Origin of the sequence: Photobacterium ganghwense (genome assembly GCF_003025595.1) — a bacterium.
Classification (GTDB): domain Bacteria; phylum Pseudomonadota; class Gammaproteobacteria; order Enterobacterales; family Vibrionaceae; genus Photobacterium; species Photobacterium ganghwense.
This window is the reverse complement of the sequence record NZ_PYMI01000002.1, coordinates 520,371-541,005: the sequence shown is the minus strand read 5'-3', so window position 1 is coordinate 541,005 and position 20,635 is coordinate 520,371. Positions and strand designations below refer to the sequence as shown.

Genomic DNA, 20,635 nt, shown 5'->3' with positions numbered 1-20,635 from the left:
TTGCAACGTAAGCTTCTGGTTCACACAGACAGCCTTAGCGAGAATTGCACGTAGAAAAAGCTACAGGCAATCGGCGGCAGACATGGCGCAGCTGTACAAGACATAGCTATACAAGACGTAGCGATACAAGATGCAGCTATAATAGACGAAATAAAAAGAAGGAATGATATGCAATAGGAGAAAAGCAAGCGTATAAGAATGTGTATCCTGAAAGAGGCGCTGGCTTCAGTCCGTTGTTTTGACACTACAACAGCCGCTCAACGCTTCCAGACAATTTACATTGCAACTCTAGAGCAGAGGCCTGAACAGCTGTCGTGGAAGGAAAATCAGTCACAAAAATGCCAAAACAAAAAAGGGTGCCCTGTCGGCACCCTTGGCATTCATACTTCAAGCAAAATCAATAACTGTCGTCATACTCCGGATATTCGTCGCGGTGACGTGTAGTTCGGCGTTTCTTCTTCCTTGATTGTTGATTGAAGTCCGAAAATTCGTCTTCAATATCAAATTTGTCTTTTGACTTAGACCGTTTAGAAAACTTTTGATCTAACTTAGCCATAGCTGTTTCCTGAAACTATTCCAGAGTAAGTAACATATACAGGTTAGTTGAACAACAGCAACCATTCCAGACATAAACAGAATGCCGTTGCCTATTGAAACTGAAGTGTATTTTTTGATTATGACAGAAATACTAAAGACCAAAAGAGCGGTACAGGATAGTAAGGCTGCTATCAAAAAGAAAATGCCATTTGTGATGTACATCAGGTTTTTCTTATACCCATCCCCCTAATACAGGGGATATTCGGAGCATAGGAGAAATCGGCATTTTCTGTACAACGAGATATTTTTCTCGTTACGATAAATAAAACTTCTCGTTCAGAAAAAGCATAGCCCACTGATTATTAGGTGGGCTATTTTTTTACAGACTTTCGATAATCTGGTTAAACGGCACGGTGAGCAGTGCCTCTAACATGTCCAGTTTTTCGCTGTCCTCTCGCCAAACTAAGTACAACGATTGCTCCATGATCGGAGCATCAATGACAGGATGCAAACGCCCCTCCTGAACACATTGCGCGACGACCGGAGAAGGTAAATAGCCGACACTGTCACTGCTCAGTAAAAACTCCATCGCCATACGGCTGGAGTGAGTGTGCATGATCGGTGTTTTCTGCATTTCAGTAATACGGCTTTGTTCCATCGAAAAACGCGTGCCCCAGTCCAGATACACTAATGGCTTCGACATCACCTGCTCCAGCGTGCAGTTCGGGTGGCTTGCCATCAACTGCAACTGAAAGTCGCGCACTCTTGTCACATGCAGATTTTCAATCTTCGGCGGTTCACTGGTAATCGCGACATCGATGGTTTTGTCCAGCAGCTGTTTGGCCAGACTCTGACGAGGAACAGACTCAAGGCGCAATGCCAAGCCTTCAACGTGACGATAGATACGGCTAACCCAATCAGAAATGCCATCAAACTCCCAGAATAAAGCAGAAGCACCAATCGTAATCTGTTGGTTCAGACTGTTACTCAGGGCAACATCCTGCTTCGCCCGTCCCCAGGTTTGCAGAATCGCTTCTGCATAAGGCTGAAGGCGTTCACCGGCAGCGGTCAGATGGACGTTGCCTCGTTGACGAGAAAAAAGCTCATTACCCAGCTGCGATTCCAGCTGGCGAATGCGGAAACTGACAGCAGACTGCGTGAGGAATAGATTGTCTGCCGCCCGTCCGAAGTGGCGGGTTTTTGTGACCTCAAGAAAGGTTCTGAGTAGTTCGGTATCCACTAGCGTTCTCTATAACGAAGAAGAAGATAAAACAGCGATAGTATCTCAGTTTAGAGACATAGATTAATCAATGTTTCTTATCGTAACAAGTAAAAATATTTGTTTTACAACAGCACAACTCTGAAAGAATATCATCGCAAATTTCGTCTGGAAGCATATCAAATGAGAAGTGTAGGTAAATTTTACGACGATAAAAATTTCCCACGAGGCTTCAACCGTTCTGGTGTTTTTACCGTCAGCGAAGCTCAGATCCTTGAAAACTATGGTCGTACCATGCGCGGCCTCATCGACGGCTCTATCGAGCCAGAATCCGATGAAGAAAAATTCTTCCTGGCCGAACTCAGCGGTAAGCAGGAAATTACCTCCAGCTTTGCAAAATGCTGGACGAAATACCTAAATAAAACCACAAACAAAGTTCGAAGCTATACTCTGTGCGTATCACAGCGAAAAGCAAGCAGTAGCTTCGACGAAGATGACGATGTGGATAACGATTCCGACCTGGACATCTAAGCCACACAGCTTAACCAGCTAATATTAAGTCAAACCGGTAAGCCATCCACTGTTGTGCGATGGCTTACGTTTTTTTATAACCTGTCTAATTGATGACAGCTAATAGGCAACAGCTATGAAAATTTGTTTTGTTATGTATCCGTGGAGCAAAGTTGAGCCAGAAAATGACTCAACCTTGCGCCTGATCCATGAAGCCGCATCGCGTGGTCACACGGTAGCCATTACAACTCCAAATAACCTGACCATGCGCCACAGCACTGCTATCGCATTCTGCCACGTTCTGAAACAGGGTGAAGTTTCCGCGAACATCCCCAGCTTCTACCGTAAGGCCGAGTTCCGTAAAGCACAGCTACCTCTGGCCGGGTTTGACGTAATTTTCATGCGTGCCAACCCGCCACTGGATACCATGGCACTGAACTTCCTGGATTCTGTTCGTGACCAGACCTTCATTGTTAATGACATTGATGGCCTACGTGTTGCAAACAACAAACTGTACACGACTTCACTGCCAGATCCGGGTAACGAATTTATTCCAGCGACTCACGTATCAAAGAACCGTGACTACCTGGAACGTGTCCTGGAAGAAAACCCTAACGAGCGCATGATCCTGAAACCGCTGAATGGTTACGGTGGTAAAGGTGTGATCCTGGTAGAGAAAAGCGCAAAATCAAGTGTGAAATCTCTGCTGGACTTCTACATCGGTGACGACAAGAACTATGTGATCCTGCAGGATTACATTGAGGGCGCGGAAGAAGGCGACGTGCGTATCATGATGCTGAACGGCGAACCCATTGGTGCAATGCGCCGTGTTCCTGCTCAGGGTGATGTCCGCTCGAACATCCATGCCGGTGGTAAAGAAGTGAAACATACACTAACGAAGCAAGAGCTGCGTCTGTGTAAGCACATTGGTCCAAAACTGGTTCGCGATGGTCTGTACTTTGTCGGCTTGGACGTAATCAAAGGTAAACTGGTTGAAGTTAACGTACTCAGCCCTGGTGGTATCACCCGTATTAACCGCCTGAACCGTACAAAACTTCAGGCTCAGGTTATTGATTTTGTTGAAACCGTAGTCACTGCTAAAGAAGTTAGCATTGCACGTAAAAACGAATTCCGACAGGTAATTGCCGATGCTACAACTTTCTGAAGCAGAAGTGCTGGACAGAATCCAGCAACAAATCCCGTTTGAGGCTCAACTGCCGGACGGGAGTCTGACGATTCGGATTAGTGAGTATCAGCCTTATATTGCAACTGCCATCCATCACGGTCACCGCCTGCGCGGTGACCTGATCCCTAAGTGCTTGCTCAATGAGGATGAACGCTACTACGAAGAAGATCCATTCACCGGGGACTTTATTTCATCTCTGCCAATCGTGCTGCAAGGTGAAGATTCCCGTTACGAATACGATCTAAACCGCGCGCCGGATAACTGTATTTACGAAGAAGCCTGGGGCAAGCCGGTATGGGCCGAGCCTCTGACAGATTCTGAGCGTTCAACCTCACTGGCGAAGCACAACTGTTATTACCGTATTCTGGCGTGTCTGGTTGATACACTGGAAACGCGTTTTGGCCTGTGCCTGCTTTATGATGTTCATTCCTATAACTACCAGCGAATTGAACGCGATACCCCGGTATTCAATTTGGGTACCAAGCAGGTCAATACGCGCCGCTGGCGTAAAGAAATTGATAGTTTCCTGAAAGGGCTGGACGCCATTGAGTTACCGAACATTAATGTTACGGCTAAAAACAATGACGTGTTCATGGGCATGGGTTATCAGGCAAGTTTCATTAAAGCGAACTTCCGTAATACCCTGATCCTGCCGCTGGAAATCAAAAAGGTTTACATGGATGAGAGCCGCGGGGAAAGTTACCCGCTGGTGATCGAAACCCTGAAAGCCGCCATGAAAACCGCGCTGAGTGAGCACGCCGCCGAAACGATTTTGCGTCGCACCAAAGTGAAAAAGCTGACCAGCAGCCACGTTCTGGCTTCTCGTCTGCCACGAGAAGTGCTGAAACTGGATCGCCAGCTGTACACAATTGCGCGTGGCGTCAATACGCTGAGCTATATCAACCCGCTGAACCTGAAGCAGGAAAAGCGCCGGTTCTTGCACCGTCCGCACGATTATGAGCCGACGTTCACTTACCGTCAGCTGGATCTGGACCCGTATAAGTTCCGCGAGCAACTATACCGCCTGCCGGTAGAAGATATTCGTGATGCGGATATTCAGCAGATGTACCGTAAGGTCATTGATCAGCTGGCAGTACGTATTGACCTGCTGACCAGCATCGGCCGCGATGAGTTCCTGTATAACTCGCTGCGTTACTACGGTCAGCCGGACGCTCAAGACATTGCCAATGCCAACTTTATTCTGCATGCGAGCGAATACAATACGCCGGAAGCAGAAACCATCAGTGCTGAAGAAGCCATTCAGGCTTTCAAAGTTGCCGCTGATGAGTATGGCATGAAGTGCAAGGTAACAGGCTCGAAGCAGCTAATTGCCCGTGCGATGGTCAGCGGCAGAGTTATCAAGGTTAACCTTGCCAGCAAGTTTAACCAGAAGGATCTGAATGCGCTGATTCACCATGAGCTTGGGGTCCACTTGGTTACCAGTGCTAACGCTGACTTGCAGCCGCTTAAAGTACTGAAACTGGGTCTGCCGGGTAACACCCATACTCAGGAAGGTCTTGCCATTTTGTGTGAGCATCTGTCCGGCAGTTTCCCGCTGCATCGTCTGAAAACTCTGGCGCTGCGTGTAATTGCGGTTGACATGATGGTGCGTGGTGAGAGCTTCAGCGAAACGTTCCACCTTCTGAAGCATAACTACAACCTGAGTGATAACCTGGCCTTTACGATTACGGCTCGCGCGTATCGTGGCGGTGGTTTCACCAAAGACTACCTCTACCTGAAAGGGCTAAAGGATGCGCTGCAAAGTTACGCCGAGGAAGATCTGACTTCACTGTTTGTCGGCAAAACCGGTTTTGAATTTAAGCCACTACTGGATGAGCTAATCACCCGGGAGATCTTAAACAAACCGACTCATCTGCCAAAAGCATTGGCGATGAAGGCCAATGACGACCCTATCATCGATTACATGCTGCACAGCATTAAGTAATTCGGACTGACAAAAAGACCGCCTCAGGGCGGTCTTTTCATCTTGAGTAAGACTACTCACAATCCCTGGCTTCGTAAGTGATAATCGACACAACCGCACCCTGAGGATCCCTGACAGCACACATTCGCCCGACTCCCGGTACTTCCATCGGCTCGTACACGGCACTCCCCCCAGCAGCCGTAATACTTGCCAGCGTTTCATCCACATCGGCTACGGTAATGTACGTCCCCCAGTGATTCGGTATATCCTGATAACCGTCAGGTTTTCCCATGATACCGCCAACCGGCTGACCGTTTGCCTTCAGGACATAATAAGTCCCTTCCGGCATCGACATTGCCTCCGCTTCCCAGCCAATCACTTTGGTATAAAATTCCACGGCTTTCTCCGGCTCATCGGTCAGTAGTTCAGACCAACTGAAGGCACCGTGTTGCTCGAACGCATTGCTCATTGTCAGTTCCTCTTTCGTGATGAAAAAGCGTTTTCTAACCTTAGTTCAAGGCGAGCCGTCTAAAGACGTAAAAAGCAAATATTGTGACGAACATGTCGACTTTTCCGGGCATTTGCATTCCTTTACTTAGCCTCGGTCAGTAGGATATTCAGCGCCCAGAATATAATCCGTACACTTTCACGCTATCATTCAACAGGAAGTTTCTCGATGCCTGCCATTGCCGCCAATGCAATGTTGAACAAGTACCTTGAGCAGGCAAGTGCCGCCTTCTACAGCCCAAACCGTTCTCAATACCCATTCAAGGACAAAACAGAATCGAACCTGGCCGTAGCCACCTATTATCTTTATCAGGCCCTGAATGAATCCAATCCAACCCCGTTGGATGATAAACTGCGTTGCAATATATTGCTGACACTGGCCAACATCAAAACGTTTCAGGGCCGACTCTCAAGCGCCCTGTCTTTGTATGCAGAGGCATTACCGCTCGCTACCCGGCAACAACGGCAAGACATACTGTGCTACCTTGCGGTCTGGCACCATGCAACCGGTCAGCAGATGTTGAGCCGATGGTATCAGCATCAGTTGGCTGAAAACTCTCCCAGTTCGCTGTACCAGTCAAACCATCACGCCCCACCTGCTGTGCTTCTTAACCGCTCGCTGGAAATACTTAATCGATGTCTGGCACAACCCGTCCGCTACCTGACGGATATCTCAGAAAAGACACCCGATAGTTCTCAGAGAATCAGTTCGTTGTCATCTTCATCATTGCCATGTTCATCATTGTCATATTCATCATGGCGGGCTTCGTCATTGGAAGCATCTTCAGCACATGCGTTTGTTATTCTGGGACACACACTTAATGCCGATGGGTCGATGTCCGCGAGACTACTGAATCGGCTTGCATTAGCGCTTCAACTGGCAACACGTTACCCAACCAGTAAGATATTGGTCAGTGGTGGATTGGCCAAGCAAGGGATGAGCGAAGCAGAACGAATGGCTCACTGGTTGTCGCAACAAGGGGTCAGCCCGCAGCGACTCTTAGTAGAATCTCAGTCTGCAAACACGATAGAGAATCTTCGGTTCAGTTTACCGCTGTTACTGCAAGCTGGCATACGGCATGCGACATTGCTAAGCACCGCAGACCACGTGCATCGAGCTCAGATAGTTGGAGACATTTTGCAGGCGCAGCATTCGGATTGTGACTCGACTGCGGCACCGGACGCTGAATACGCCACCAGCGACAACCACGCCCTGAGAACGACGGGCAGCCAGATCCACTTGGATCATATTGCTGTGCAGAATCAGCTAGACCGTGCTCATCCTTATCCTCCTGAAGGGCAAACCCGCCTGAATTGCTACATTGATGCACTTCAGGCCATGGGCATGCACGCATTCCGAGTCAGTATCCAATGCGATTAACGGTACTTACCGTAAGTGGTGTACTCATACGGTTCAAGTTCATACTTCGCTTCGAGGAAAGTAATGAGGTCGACCAAATCCGTTACTGTCATCACGTCGTTATAACTTGGCATAATGGATTCGCCAGAATGCGTGACTTCCTGAACATCATAGCCGGGGGCGATGGAGTGGGAAGGGTTGATGACCGATGTAACCAGCTCGGCATACGTTTTCAATTTCGGTACACGCCCGCCCAGCTCAACACTTACACCGGATTCATCCAGGACTTCAGGCCGTTCATAACCTTCCATCGTATGGCAGCTAAGGCATTGATATTTTTCAAATAGCTGTTCGCCACGTTGAGCGTTCCCCTGCGGCAAGGTAAAAGAAAGGGTATTGCCCCGCTGATTTGGCTCACAGCCTGTTGTCAGCAACAGCGAACTCAAGGCAATGATTGTCAGAACCGATTTCATCACACCACTCCTTCTTTTTTGCCCGCCTGACGGCAGCGCAATGATTATGTCAACGTTGTTAAGTGTAGTTGGCATAGCCAATGCGGCAGATGAAAATGGAAGAGGCAGAGGGGGAATCGGCGGATTTGTGGCAGGTTGATTGATATTCATCAAAAAAAAAGCCAGCACACCGGCTGGCTCTTTCAGTTTATAGATAAGATTAAATCACACCCAGCTCACGCAGACGCTCCATCAAGTAGCTATCGGCAGTGTAGCGCTCAGACAAGACGACTTCCGGTTTCGGGTGCAGGAACAGCGGCAGCGAAATACGCGCTTTAGTTTTATCCGTCCCTTCCGGGTTGACAACACGGTGTGTCGTCGACGGGAAATAGCCACCCGACGCTTCCTGCAGCATATCGCCAATGTTGATGATCAGGTTGCCAAAGTCACAAGGAACATCCAGCCAGTCACCCTCTTTGGTCTGTACCTGCAAGCCCGGCTCGTTGGCGGATGGCAGAACAGTCAGCAAGTTAATATCTTCATGGGCACCCGCACGAATCGCTCCCAGCTCTTCTTCACCGTTTAGCGGCGGATAATGCAGCACGCGCAACAGCGTTTTATCACTGCCGTCGATCATGCTCGACAGAGACTGCGAATAGCCTTCAGACACAGAAGCTGGAGAATGATTTTCAACCCATGCCAGCAGTTCGCCAGCCAGCTTATTGGCTTCATCGTAGTAGCGTTGCAGCTCGTCTTTCAACTCTGCCGGACACTGACCCCATGGGTAATAGTGGAAATATTCTTTAATGTCTTTCTTGGTGTGACCTTTAGCCACTTCAGACACTTCTGATGGGAAGAAACCGTCCTGCGTTTCTACGTTAAAACGGAAGTTTTCCTTTTCTTCGGTATTAAAGAATCGGTGCCAGTTGTCATAAATAGACTGAACCAGTTCCTGCTGAATCGGGTGGTTTTTCAGCACACCGAAACCTGTCGTACGTAGGGATTCAACGAAAAGCTCAGCGGCATTTTCGGCGTTATAATCGACTGCTTCCAATTTCATGGTCAAGATATCTTTTAGGCTGACTGTTTGAATGTATTATTCCGACGTAATCGGTTGCGCATAATTTTATCGGTTGTTGGCTCTAAGAAACACAGTTCATTCAGAAACAGTCTGTTTACAGCAGGAAACACAAGCTCAGACCAGCGGTGACGTATCGCCAAACATTTCGAAACATTTCCGTTCCCGCATCGTTTAAATGCTCCTTGAATACACCAAGACTGACACACCCCGTTCACATTCTGACACCACCCGCAAAAAACACCGACAAATATGATGGTTTATTAGACATTTGACTTTCAGGTTTAACAAAACTGTCAAATTATCCGTTAACATATTGATATCCATAATAACAATGTGCTTTTATGCGCGCATAAATAACAAGACAATAAAAAAGGAATTGTCGTGTCAGCTCAAAATATTCCGACTTCTATATTTGCTCAAGAAAGTGACAAGGAAGTAACCTTCGCCGAAGGTGAACAACTGGTATCAACAACGGATTTAAATGGTGTTATAACCTATTGTAATCCTTCGTTTTGTCGTGTGTCCGGCTACACCATGGAAGAACTGCAGGGACAACACCACAATATTATCCGTCACCCGGACATGCCAAAAGCCGCCTTCCGCGATTTGTGGTCACGCCTTAAAGCTGGCAATGCATGGCGGGGCATGGTGAAAAATCGCACCAAAAACGGAGGTTTTTACTGGGTCGATGCTTATATCACCCCACTTTATGACAAGGGTAAGATCACCGGATATCAGTCAGTCAGAGTGAAACCTGACCCAGAAATGGTCCATTCTGCCAAGCAGGCGTATCAGCACTTATTGAAAACAGAAGGAAATAGCAGCTCACTTCAGCTCTCTATTCCCCCAGCTTTCAAGTACAGCCTACTGGCTCTGGCCTGCGTAGCACCATTCATCGCCAGTCTGAATAACGATGGATTGACAGCACAAACCTGGTTATCTCTCGCGCCGGTTACGGCTCTGGCACTGTTTTTCCGTAACGAACTACTGGATACTCCCACACGGCTTAACAAACTGAAATCCCAGTATGACAGTATCAGCCGCCTCATTTTCTCCGGTAAGCCCCCCTTCTCAGTGGCTGATTACCACCTCAAGATGGCATCCGCGCGTATCCGCACTGTGCTGGGTCGAATGACCGATGCTGTCGCGCCGCTCAACGGCCTGGCCGATGAACTGAATGATTCCGCCAGCCGTGTCAGCAACGCGATCACGGAGCAGAATCACAACATCCAGCACGTGGCAAATGCAATGGACGATATTTCAGGCTCAGCCCGCACCGTAGCTGAACATGCCAACAACAGCCAAATTCTATTGGACCAAACGCGCAATCACTGCGCGCAGACTCGCCAGCATTTAGATACCACGCAAACCAGCCTGTGCCACCTTGCCGAGCAAGCGGAACAGGCAACAGAAGCAACCCGTCAATTAAGCCAGGAAGCCGGGAAAGTCAGCTCTGTCATGTATGAAATCAGTGGCATTGCCGACCAGACCAACCTGCTGGCGCTGAACGCTGCCATTGAAGCTGCCCGCGCCGGAGAGCATGGCCGAGGCTTTGCCGTTGTTGCCGATGAAGTTCGAGCCCTGTCATCCAGAACCCAGTCTGCGACCGAACAGATTCAAACCAGTATCAACCATATGTTGGCGACCATTGAAAACTGGCAATCACTGATTGAACGCAACCGCGATGATACCAATGCCTGTGTTGAACTGGCAGAAGCCGGGGTGAGGGCCATTCAGGAAGTCGAAACCAACATGCTAGAAATCAATCAACTGATTGAACAGGTGAGCTCATCAGCAGCGGAGCAGGAAACCTTGTCTGAACAAACAGGTCAGCATGTTCATGCGATTGCCGCCACCTCCCATCAGAATCTGGATGAAGTGACTCAGGTGGAAAACAGCAGTGCCATCCTGAAAGCCCGGGTCGATGAGTTTTACCATCTGGCGTACCGCTTCAACGAGAGCCGTAGCTAACCTTTGGTGTTTATTTGAGCACTTCAATATCAAAGACTTGCCTTCATAAGGTGCGATAGTTCGGTTTACCATCCGAGATGTCTTAACGCTCAGCTATCATCTGGCATGCCTACGCGCAGGCATGCCACTTCTCGTTTTGAGACAGTAGCAGGCGCTGATGGCGCAGAGGGATGCGATCTATCCGCTATTTTTTCCCTCTGGCTGGGTAATTCAGTCCGAATTCGCTATGATCCGGCTTACGGCAACTTACCTCACAGCTCTCTATGTATCTGCACAATCTGAAACACTACTTCGGCTTTGACTCGCTGCGACCAGGTCAGGAAACAGTGATTAAACAGCTTCTTGATGGCCACTCGTCAGCAGCCATATTTCCAACGGGCTCCGGCAAATCATTGTGCTATCAGCTCCCGGCACTGGAATTACCCCATCTGACTCTGGTCATTTCCCCTTTGCTCGCGCTGATGAAAGATCAGCTCGATTTTCTCCATAGCAAGGGAATTCCGGCGGCATCTATTGATTCCAGCCAGAGCTGGGAAGACAGCCAGCGCGTCATGCAAGCCGTCAGAGCCGGAGAGATCAAAGTGCTGATGATCTCCGTCGAGCGGCTGAATAACGAGCGTTTCCGGCATTTTATCTCACAAGTCCCCATTTCTCTGTTGGTGGTTGATGAGGCACACTGTATTTCAGAGTGGGGACATAACTTCCGCCCTGACTACCTCAAACTGCCTCAGCACCGCGCCGATCTCAACATTCCGCAGGTGCTGTTGCTGACCGCCACGGCAACACCGGCCGTGATAGATGACATGTGTGCCAAATTTGCCATTGAAAAACAGCATATTGTCATCACCGGTTTTTACCGCCCCAATCTGGACATTGCGATTACCCCGGCCTCAGCCGAGAGTAAAAACCCGCAACTACTTGAGGTACTGAACCACACTCCGGGGTTACCTACAATTGTGTATGTTACCTTGCAAAAAACCGCCGAAGATCTCGCTCACTGGCTAAAAGCACACAACTATGAGGCCTCCGCCTACCATGCCGGTATGGACAGCGAACAACGCCAGCAGATTCAGCAGGATTTCATGTCCGGCCGGCATCACTGCATCATCGCCACGATCGCGTTTGGCATGGGCATAGATAAAGCGGATATCCGCAAAGTGATCCACTTTGATCTGCCTAAATCCATCGAGAATTACAGCCAGGAAATCGGTCGTGCCGGCCGGGATGGTTTGCGGTCTGAGTGCGTACTGCTGGCAGATCGGAGTGGGATGAATGTGCTGGAAAACTTCGTCTACGGTGACACCCCGGATCGTTCCGCCATCCGTGCCGTACTGAACGAGATTCAGGCTCACCCCCAGCAATGGGAAGTGATGCTCAACCGGTTATCCAAAACCGTCAATATTCGCCTGTTGCCGCTGAAAACCTTGCTGGTCTACCTTGAAATTGAAAGCATCATTGAGCCGCAGTACACCTATTTTGCAGATTACCGATTCAAACTGTTGGTTGATGAAACCCTCGTCGTTAACAGTTTTCAGGGGGAACGCCAAACCTTTGTCCGCCAGATTTTTGCCTGCTCGCCTAAAGCACGCACCTGGCATACCGTCGATTTTGACGCGTTGTGGCATACCGCCAGGGCGGAACGAAAGCGTGTTGTCGCAGCCATTGATTATTTCAGCGAAAAAGGCTGGATCACGCTGGAAAGTAAACAAATGACCGATGTGTACCGGGTATGCCAACAGCACTTTGATCCCGAGCAACTGACAGAACGCTTGTATCAACTGTTCAAAACCAAAGAGCAAAGCGAGATTAAACGACTGGCAGACATGCTGGCCCTGTTTGAAAATGAGCACTGCCTCAGCCACACCCTGGCCGGTTATTTCGCCGATCACAACGCGCCAACCGAGTGTGGTCACTGCTCGGTTTGCCGTGGCAATGTCGCCCAATTACCGGCACCCAATGCGCTACAACCGGTATCCGACAACTTGCTGAAGACCTGGTGTGATCCGTTTATTGATGCATGCCCGACCCCGCCATCCGCACATGCCATAACCCGCTTTTTGTGTGGTATGGCCATGCCGTTACACACTCAAATTAAAGCGCGGCAAATGAGCGGCTTCGGCAAACTGGAGGCGCACCCTTTCGCAAAAACCCTGGAACAGGTACGAACATTGTTTCCGCATACCAGCTGAAAGAAAAACGTCATCTAAGTTTGTTTCATCTTTCATGGCGTTAGCATCTGGTATAGACCTAATTGCATAATTTTTAAGGAAAAACAGCTAAAATTGAAAGTGGCGACAGCCTATGAGGGTCAACTGTCAGTAGCACTGGCAGTCAGGCAGACAGCGACGCCTGCATGACCTGCAATCAAGAGGGTTCAATCATGAACAAGCTGCTTATCACTTTGGTTATGCTTGATATCAGTACAGGAGCAAATGCCTTTACCCGGGATATGAATCACGAAAGTCGCAACATTGTTGCCGGCGTCAGTGATTCTCGTGAAGGCGCTATGCGTAAGGGGCAGGATTTTGCCACCAACCTCAAATCGGAATCTCCTTCAAGGTTAAAAAGAACATTAGGGATTTACGAATACGGCATGAAAACCAACACGATCAAGGTGGATGATTCCCGTATTAAGATTGATGAATTTTCGACAGCTTCCGGTCAGGTCAAATACCGTGCTGTCGTAAATGTGGATTACAGCTACGACAAGTATCTGTCAGACAATCGCTGAACTCCAGATTACCGCTGTCAGGGGAAGAGAGCCTCTTCCCCTGCTTTTCGTATTCCAAGTGACACTAAAGCACATTTCCAGTGCTTTGCCCCTGCCCTTTGCCCCTTTATTCAATTTTTATTCTTACTCCAATTTGTCATCATACTCCAACGTGTATTCTCGATGTTGGTTGCCGGGTATCTATCTTCTCTTTGATTTTTGTCATACGAAAACCGTGTTCGTATATAGCGATCTCTGTCACAACGCTTTAGAATGACCCTATAACAATAGTGGAGATAGAGTTAACGCCATGACCAACGAAAGCCAAGAATACCAGACCTGTGAAGCCTGCGGTGTGTCTGCAGAAATGGGGTTCATCATCAAAGAAGGTGATGAAGTTGCAGAAGTACACATCTTCGGAGGCGATAAGCCAGCCCTTGAGGCCGAACTGGCTAATTACGTATCACTGGCCAAAACAGTCAATGCTAACGTCAAACATGAAGTCAGTGAGCTCAGCGAAGACAGTACCGAGTTAACCGCTCGCTTCCAGTTTGAATGCAGTGCTGAAAAACTGATTTTCGAACTGAAGACTCGCTCTCTGGCACGCAACTGAGATACCTCCCAATTCAGTGCATTCTCATCAAAGTTGCGAATTTTCCTGAAAAGCCAATTCTTCGCCAGAATTGGCTTTTTTATCGCCTCAAAACAGACTAAGGTTAGGGATGGAGTTACTGAACAGGACTGATGCAGTTTTATGCATCCATTCTGGTCAGATCTGCAATGTAATCCATTGCTTTATAGATAAAATCGCTATTTCAGTTATACCCTGTACCAATTTATTGCTGGCATTCCCCTACAAATTGTATGAGAATGAAGCTCAGTATGAATCACAGGGCACATGATGACAATTCTCATCATGACAGGAAAAGGAAATGTTCTATGAATAGCAATAAAGCAAGAGTGATCTCAAACTGGAAACCGGTCAATGAACGTGAAGCGGCTGCAATGAAAGAGTTTCTCATGCAGGAAATGGGCGCAACCACTCCGCATCATCAAGGTGGTACCGGCAGACTGGCTCCGAACTCCGGCCGTATGGTGCGTTAGTCGTTACCTAAGTCTTCGCTGGTTGGTATGTTAATCAGTATTGACCAGTACAAGCATGACTATCCCGCCATCGGAGTGATTGAGCGCCGGGTTGTGCACTGATTTTTGGCTTTAACTTGTGGCTGAGTGTGACTCACTTTCACAGCAACAATGTAAAGCATGACATCGGAATCATACATATTCGCCGGGTACTGAAATCACTCTTAATCGTTGTACTGATGCAGCCCTCGTGGCTGCATTTTTGTTTACCAAGATCACATTTTACGTCGTGACTCGCCATCCCAGTCAAACCATACCAACGAAGCTATACCTACGGAGCCATACCTACAACGCCATACCAACAAAGCCAAAGCGCCAGTCAAAGAGTGAAGACCCGAGAAACCAGCACGCTAATGCAATGAGTTATCTTACGATAATGCTACTGGCCGGTAAGCCTGCGCAGCGGCTATTTCGCCTTGGTTTCCAACGTTTGCCAGCGCAGTTTACCGTTCGTTTCAAATGACTTTTCTGGCACGCACTCCAGCAGCACAGCCCCCACACTGATTACGGCTCCCAGGGAATATTTCTTGCCGTCATAGAAACAGGCGCGATGCTGGGTCAGTTCACCTTCCAGCGTAATTGTCGGTTGTGGCTTCATCGATACTTCGTTTACCTTCGCTATCGCAGGGGCACTGAACGCCGCAGCCACACTAATCCCCAGCACCACCCTGTGCATAAACACGTTTCGCATATTTTCTCTCCCATCCTCTTAAAGCAGTTTTTAAAGGCGACCCTGGCATTAATTTTATTTAACGCACAGAAATTAGAAACCAAATGCATATGGTACAACCGCTGTTATTTTTACTTTTTTATATCAATTGTTTCAACAGGGTGTCTCATGCATCGCTCACTCTCCTGACGAGCTTATTCCCAAACAACGATGAGCAATTGTATGGACATTGCTTTTTGCCGCTAACGCACAGTTGACGAATTCACCTCTCCTTCCTACGTTTATTATCAATAACAAAAAAATCCTAGTTGATCACAGAATCGTGATTTTGTTGATTCCGTATCGACATCTTGATGTGAGCTGAACACTCGTTGTTGAGGATACCTGCCGTTATGGTTCCGAGAGAGGTACGCAGTATTGATGATGCGAAACGCATCATTGAAGAGCGCAAACTAACCCATATCAAAGTCGGTTTATTTGATAACGATGGCGTTATGCGCGGTAAATACATGTCAAAAGCGAAGTTCTTTGCTTCCCTGGAACACGGTTTCGCATTCTGTGATGTGGTTCTGGGGTGGGATGTGAAAGATCAACTCTATGACAACACCCGTTACACCGGCTGGCATACTGGTTATCCTGATGCGCCGGTTCGGATTATTCCTTCCAGCTGCCGGGACGTTTTGGATGAAGACGGCATGTTATTGTTCATTGCGGAATTTGCCGGTGAAGCCGAAACGGTATGCCCTCGCGCGACCCTCCGCCGTGTTATCGACAAAGCGACAGCAATGGGATTTAACGCCCAGGCGGCTTTTGAATATGAGTTCTTCCTGTTTCGGGAAACGCCCCATTCCGCGCGTGAAAAAGGATTCCGTAACCTGGAAACCATCACGCCGGACTGGTTCGGTTACTCCATGATCCGAAATTCCACCTATTCCGGTTTATACAAGGCCATTCTGAGCATGGCGGAAACCATGGACTTCCCCATTGAAGGCATTCATTCCGAAACCGGGCCAGGTGTCATTGAAGCCGCCATCGCCGTTGATCAGGCCGCAGATGCCGCAGATAAAGCCGCATTATTTAAGACTTACATGAAGGTACTGGCACAGAAAAATGAGCTGATGGCGACATTTATGGCCAAGTGGAGCAATGACTATCCGGGCCAGAGCGGGCATATTCATTTGTCCCTCAACCATGCCGCAGATGGCAGCAGCGCTTTCTATGATGCCAGCCAGCCCCATGCCATGAGCCCTCTCCAACGCCATTTCCTGGCAGGTCAGCAGCGCCTGATGCCCGTGCTGTTGTGCATGGTTGCGCCTTCGGTCAACAGTTACACCCGAATGATTCCAGGTTACTGGGCCCCCACAGACGCCACCTGGGGAGTAGAAAACCGTACCACCGCATTACGGGTCATTCCCGGTTCCGCGAAAAGCCAGCGGGTTGAGTACCGCATCGGGGCAGCCGATGCGAACCCATATCTAGCACTGGCTGCAGCATTAGGCTCGGGCTTGATCGGCATCGAGCAGGGCTGGGAGCCCAGCGATCCGGTAACCGGGAATGCCTACCAGCAACCGCATGATGATGCGCTGTCACTGCCTCGTACCCTGTGGGATGCCACACAGGCGTTCAAAGCCTCTGATATCGCCAAATCTCTGTTCGGAGAGGCGTTTGTTGAGCATTTTTCTGCCTCACGGGAATGGGAAGACCGAGAGTTTCGTAAACACGTAACCGACTGGGAACTAAGTCGTTATTTTGAAATTATTTAGGGGAACAGCGCGCCAGAGCGTTCCATTGCTCCGGCCGGCACCACCTATGACGTTTCTTTCTCTGACAGGTGTTCGTTATGATTAATACCGCGGCTGTTTCTCACCAGGATACCCCGGCCCTCCGCCACACTTGTTCGCCAGTGGACGGCAGTGTTATCGCGTCTGTCTCTCTTCACAGCTTGCGGGATGTCGATCGTTCACTGGACATCGCAAACCGTGCCCAGCAGCACTGGCAACAGATGCCTCTCAGCTTACGCCAGCAGTTTTGCAGCGATGCTATCAGGGCGCTGCTTGAGCACAAAGAAATGATTGCCTGCGAGATCAGCTGGATGATGGGACGCCCTATCCGGTTTAGTAGCAATGAATTACGTGCCGTTGAATCGCGCACCCAACGGATAATCACACAGAGTGAGCAAGCACTTGCTCCTATGACTCAATCTCGGAAAAATGGCGTCAGCCGATACATCACCCGCGCCCCTATCGGCACTGTGTTGGTGATTTCCCCCTGGAACTACCCCTATCTAACAGCCATTAATGCGATCATTCCGGCACTGCTGGCAGGGAACAGTGTTATCCTGAAGCATTCCTCACAAACACCGCTTTGCGCTGAACGCCTGCAGCAGGCATTCAAAACCGCAAAGTTGCCTGCCGGTGTGTTTCAATATCTTCACCTCGATCACCCTACAACGCACCGCTTGGTTGCAAGTGAGCGCTTGCACCATGTTTCGTTCACCGGTTCAGTCGCAGGCGGAGCCATGATCGAACAGGCCGCTGCGGGGCACTTTCACAGCATCGGGCTGGGGCTTGGTGGCAAAGATCCGGCTTACGTTCGCGCCGATGCCAATCTGGATCATGCTGTCGCCACTATCGTCAACAGTGCCTTTTATAACTCCGGTCAATCATGCTGCGCCATTGAGCGGGTGTACGTTGATAGCCGTGTTCACGATCTTTTTGTCGCCAAGGCAAGAAATCTGATCAACCGTTACCGCCTGGGTTCGCCGCTGGATGATGCGACTACCCTGGGACCCATGATAAGTACCAGCGCCGCTGACTTCGTCCGGGAGCAGATCCGTGAAGCCATTGATCAGGGTGCCAAGGCCCATATTGTCGAGTCCAACTTCCCTATGAGCCGGGAAGGGACACCATACCTTGCCCCACAATTGCTCTCAGATGTCACCCACCATATGCGGGTCATGACAGAAGAAACGTTTGGTCCGGTGCTGCCCGTTCAGAAAGTCGGTTCTGACGAAGAAGCAATTTCACTGATGAACGACAGCGAATATGGTCTGACCGCCAGCGTGTTCAGCAACGACGTTCAGAAAGCCACTGGTATCGGCACACACCTTGACACAGGCACCTTCTGCGTGAACCGCTGTGATACTCTGGATCCCGCGCAGGCCTGGAGCGGGGTGAAACATTCCGGTCGCGGCTGTGCCCTGTCGGATCCGGGATTCAGCAACCTCACCCGCCCTAAAGCGTTCTGTATAAACCATGTGTAGATCACCGTTTGGAGTCGACCTATGAGAATTGGGGTATTGCTCTGTGACGATGTCAGGCCAGAATTACAGCTTAGGCATGGTAATTATCCGGAAATGTTCAGCAAGCTATTTGCACAGGTCGACCCGACGATTACCCTCGTGTTCTACCGTGTGACAGACGAGCAATATCCATCGCAACTGGCGGAGTGCGACGGGTATCTCACCAGCGGCAGCCGTTTTAGTGTCTACGATGACCAGCGCTGGATTCGGGTCTTTCAGGGGTTTATACAACAGCTATACTCTCAACGCTGTCCGCTGGTCGGTATCTGCTTCGGCCATCAGATGATCGCTTGGGCGCTCGGGGGGAATGTTACCCCTGCCTCCACAGGGTGGGGACTGGGTGTACAACATGCCGAGCTCTATCAGGCTGCCGCGCTTGAACACAGCTGGCTGACGAATCCACGCCGCCAGATAGCTCTTCTCAGCAGCCATCAAGACCAAATCAGTCAATTACCCTCTGACAGTCAGGTGCTGGCAGGCAGCACATTTTGCCCATATGCAATGTGTCTGACCGGCAAGCATTTTCTGGGGATACAAGGACACCCGGAATTTACCCCGGCCTACCTGGAGGATCTGATCCGGCTTCGAGCACCGCAGCTACCTGAGCCGACCATTCGTACAGCCCTTCGTTCGCTTTCCTCTCCGACGCAACATCTGCTGATTACCCGCTGGATCATTCAGTTCATCAAGCACTACCGTTTCCAAGTTCATCGTACAGATGATCACCACCAGCGGACATAATCCCATCATTCAAATTATCTGAACGACATAATCGACCTTTACTGCTCGCGTTTTTTTTACCGTGAATTACACTGTGCGATATGAAAGGAGGGAACATTATGTACCACGCTCATATTTATTTTGAACTTGAACAACAAGCACTTGCATCTCGTATTCACGAACTAATCCGTACTTCGCGTTCAGATATTACGGCCATTTTCCCACTGGTGAACCGACTGGTCGGGCCGCATACCAAACCTATGTTCGAAGTGCATTTTAACGATAACCGTCATGGCTTCATCGAATGGCTGGATGCGCACCGTGAAGGGCTGTCAGTCCTGATCCACCCTGTGACGCCGGATGAACTGGCCGACCACACCCTGCATGCCAAATGGCTGGGTGAAGTGCTGCCGATTAAAGAAGAAATCTTCTAACCGGATTTTCTGTCGCGCCTGAGCACCAGCGCAATGCCCCCCAGGATAGCGACAGATGCCAGTGCCAACCTGACCGTAAGGGTCTCATCAAGCAGGACAACACCGCCGAGTGCAGCAATCACTGGGACACTGAGCTGTACCGATGCCGCCGCCGTCGCGGGTAAAAATGGCAGCACGCTGTACCACAGAACGTAACCCACGCCAGATGCCAGCGCACCCGATGCCAGCGCATACCCCACCCCAGCCCAATCCAGCGACTGTCGACTCCACATCATGACACTCAGCAAAACCGTAAACGGCACAGCACACAAAAAGTTCTTTGCGGTGGCTTCAATCGGCTGGGTCACGCCCTTACCACGCAACGAATACACTCCCCAGGCGATACCAGCGGCAATCATCAATACGGCTCCCCAGAATGACGGCGCGGACACACCTGGCAGCAGCAACACCACCAGCCCAGCCAACGCCAACAGCAATCCGGCACTTTGGGCCGTATTCAATCGCTCGCCTCGCCACAATCCGGTGCCCAACATGGTCGCCTGCACTGCAGCAAACAAGAGTAAAGCACCGGTCGCCGCTGTCAGGCTGACGTACGCAAATGAAAACGCCGCCGCGTAAACAAACAAGGCTAAAGCCGATGTCCAGTTAGCCGCAAGCGATGCCGGCCCACCTTGCTTGCCGTGATGCCTGTCCGTGCCGTGACTGCTGTTAAATCCGGTTTTGCGATGACGTGCATTGACAATGAGCCATAAAATAGCAGCTCCCGAGACCAGACGGATGAAGGTGAAGCTGGCAGGATCGATGGCGGTATTCAGTAATGCTTCCCGGTTGAGCAGAGAATTAGCTGCAAAAGCCATCATCGCCAGCGCCGTCACGCTCAAAATCTTCCATGTTGTCATCGTGTTACCTT

At 49.6% G+C, this 20,635-nt stretch carries 20 protein-coding genes; 13 read left to right on the top strand and 7 right to left on the bottom strand.

Annotated elements, in window-relative coordinates; translation table 11 throughout:
* Nucleotides 1–397: 397 nt before the first annotated feature.
* Entirely contained in the window at nt 398–556 is a 159-nt protein-coding gene (locus C9I92_RS25400) for a hypothetical protein (protein ID WP_169776019.1), read from the bottom strand.
* A 360-nt stretch (nt 557–916) separates the two neighbouring features.
* Complete coding sequence (gene hdfR, locus C9I92_RS08270; RefSeq protein ID WP_047884744.1) at nt 917–1,777, bottom strand: HTH-type transcriptional regulator HdfR; 861 nt, start codon at nt 1,775–1,777, stop codon at nt 917–919.
* A gap of 162 nt (nt 1,778–1,939) precedes the next feature.
* On the opposite strand from hdfR, the gene C9I92_RS08265 reads away from it, so the two are divergent.
* The 3 genes from C9I92_RS08265 (at nt 1,940) to C9I92_RS08255 (ending at nt 5,397) form a co-directional block, all read left to right on the top strand.
* Nucleotides 1,940–2,287, top strand: coding sequence for a MaoP family protein (locus C9I92_RS08265; RefSeq protein WP_047884881.1), 348 nt, complete (start codon nt 1,940–1,942; stop codon nt 2,285–2,287).
* 115 nt (nt 2,288–2,402) lie between these two features.
* Nucleotides 2,403–3,431: a glutathione synthase gene (gene gshB / locus C9I92_RS08260; RefSeq protein WP_047884745.1), complete on the top strand. Its 1,029-nt coding sequence runs from the start codon at nt 2,403–2,405 to the stop codon at nt 3,429–3,431.
* Nucleotides 3,415–5,397, top strand: coding sequence for a flavohemoglobin expression-modulating QEGLA motif protein (locus C9I92_RS08255; protein ID WP_047884746.1), 1,983 nt, complete (start codon nt 3,415–3,417; stop codon nt 5,395–5,397). The genes gshB and C9I92_RS08255 overlap by 17 nt, the downstream gene beginning before the upstream one ends.
* Nucleotides 5,398–5,449: 52 nt before the next feature.
* Here C9I92_RS08255 and C9I92_RS08250 read toward each other — a convergent pair whose 3' ends face one another.
* A complete protein-coding gene (locus tag C9I92_RS08250) occupies nt 5,450–5,845 on the bottom strand; it encodes a VOC family protein (RefSeq protein ID WP_047884747.1) in 396 nt (131 codons plus the stop codon).
* 207 nt (nt 5,846–6,052) lie between these two features.
* Between C9I92_RS08250 and C9I92_RS08245 the strand changes: the two genes are divergently transcribed.
* Nucleotides 6,053–7,264: a YdcF family protein gene (locus C9I92_RS08245; protein ID WP_053061780.1), complete on the top strand. Its 1,212-nt coding sequence runs from the start codon at nt 6,053–6,055 to the stop codon at nt 7,262–7,264.
* On the opposite strand, the gene C9I92_RS08240 is transcribed toward C9I92_RS08245, so the two are convergent.
* Together C9I92_RS08240 and C9I92_RS08235 are read right to left on the bottom strand one after the other, a co-directional pair.
* Entirely contained in the window at nt 7,261–7,716 is a 456-nt protein-coding gene (locus C9I92_RS08240) for a c-type cytochrome (protein ID WP_047884748.1), read from the bottom strand. The two genes, C9I92_RS08245 and C9I92_RS08240, sit on opposite strands and share 4 nt — an antisense overlap.
* Nucleotides 7,717–7,915: 199 nt before the next feature.
* The gene (locus C9I92_RS08235) at nt 7,916–8,755 is read right to left on the bottom strand and encodes an isopenicillin N synthase family dioxygenase (RefSeq protein WP_047884749.1); all 840 of its coding nucleotides are present in this window, start codon (nt 8,753–8,755) and stop codon (nt 7,916–7,918) included.
* Nucleotides 8,756–9,157: 402 nt separating this feature from the next.
* Between C9I92_RS08235 and C9I92_RS08230 the strand changes: the two genes are divergently transcribed.
* The 5 genes from C9I92_RS08230 to C9I92_RS25395 all read left to right on the top strand — a co-directional run bounded on the left by C9I92_RS08230 (nt 9,158) and on the right by C9I92_RS25395 (nt 14,561).
* Nucleotides 9,158–10,747: a methyl-accepting chemotaxis protein gene (locus C9I92_RS08230; RefSeq protein WP_428838598.1), complete on the top strand. Its 1,590-nt coding sequence runs from the start codon at nt 9,158–9,160 to the stop codon at nt 10,745–10,747.
* A gap of 263 nt (nt 10,748–11,010) precedes the next feature.
* Nucleotides 11,011–12,936, top strand: a complete 1,926-nt coding sequence (locus tag C9I92_RS08225; RefSeq protein ID WP_047884750.1) for a RecQ family ATP-dependent DNA helicase — start codon at nt 11,011–11,013, stop codon at nt 12,934–12,936.
* A gap of 191 nt (nt 12,937–13,127) precedes the next feature.
* Nucleotides 13,128–13,478 carry a DUF3316 domain-containing protein gene (locus C9I92_RS08220; RefSeq protein WP_047884751.1) on the top strand — a complete coding sequence of 117 codons (351 nt, stop codon included), beginning with the start codon at nt 13,128–13,130 and terminating at the stop codon, nt 13,476–13,478.
* Between the two features lie 289 nt (nt 13,479–13,767).
* Nucleotides 13,768–14,070: a YfcZ/YiiS family protein gene (locus tag C9I92_RS08215; RefSeq protein ID WP_047884752.1), complete on the top strand. Its 303-nt coding sequence runs from the start codon at nt 13,768–13,770 to the stop codon at nt 14,068–14,070.
* A gap of 326 nt (nt 14,071–14,396) precedes the next feature.
* Nucleotides 14,397–14,561 carry a hypothetical protein gene (locus C9I92_RS25395; protein WP_169776020.1) on the top strand — a complete coding sequence of 55 codons (165 nt, stop codon included), beginning with the start codon at nt 14,397–14,399 and terminating at the stop codon, nt 14,559–14,561.
* A gap of 445 nt (nt 14,562–15,006) precedes the next feature.
* Here C9I92_RS25395 and C9I92_RS08210 read toward each other — a convergent pair whose 3' ends face one another.
* Nucleotides 15,007–15,291, bottom strand: coding sequence for a DUF1496 domain-containing protein (locus tag C9I92_RS08210; RefSeq protein WP_053061781.1), 285 nt, complete (start codon nt 15,289–15,291; stop codon nt 15,007–15,009).
* Nucleotides 15,292–15,662: 371 nt separating this feature from the next.
* Between C9I92_RS08210 and C9I92_RS08205 the strand changes: the two genes are divergently transcribed.
* The 4 genes from C9I92_RS08205 to C9I92_RS08190 all read left to right on the top strand — a co-directional run bounded on the left by C9I92_RS08205 (nt 15,663) and on the right by C9I92_RS08190 (nt 19,725).
* Nucleotides 15,663–17,033 (top strand): glutamine synthetase family protein, encoded by a 1,371-nt coding sequence (locus tag C9I92_RS08205; protein ID WP_047884753.1) that lies wholly within the window; start codon nt 15,663–15,665, stop codon nt 17,031–17,033.
* A gap of 77 nt (nt 17,034–17,110) precedes the next feature.
* Entirely contained in the window at nt 17,111–18,532 is a 1,422-nt protein-coding gene (locus tag C9I92_RS08200; RefSeq protein WP_047884754.1) for an aldehyde dehydrogenase family protein, read from the top strand.
* 21 nt (nt 18,533–18,553) lie between these two features.
* The gene (locus C9I92_RS08195) at nt 18,554–19,312 is read left to right on the top strand and encodes a glutamine amidotransferase-related protein (RefSeq protein WP_047884755.1); all 759 of its coding nucleotides are present in this window, start codon (nt 18,554–18,556) and stop codon (nt 19,310–19,312) included.
* A gap of 98 nt (nt 19,313–19,410) precedes the next feature.
* A complete protein-coding gene (locus tag C9I92_RS08190) occupies nt 19,411–19,725 on the top strand; it encodes a DOPA 4,5-dioxygenase family protein (protein WP_047884756.1) in 315 nt (104 codons plus the stop codon).
* Here C9I92_RS08190 and C9I92_RS08185 read toward each other — a convergent pair.
* Entirely contained in the window at nt 19,722–20,624 is a 903-nt protein-coding gene (locus tag C9I92_RS08185; protein ID WP_047884757.1) for a DMT family transporter, read from the bottom strand. The genes C9I92_RS08190 and C9I92_RS08185 overlap by 4 nt on opposite strands.
* Between the last annotated feature and the right edge of the window lie 11 nt (nt 20,625–20,635).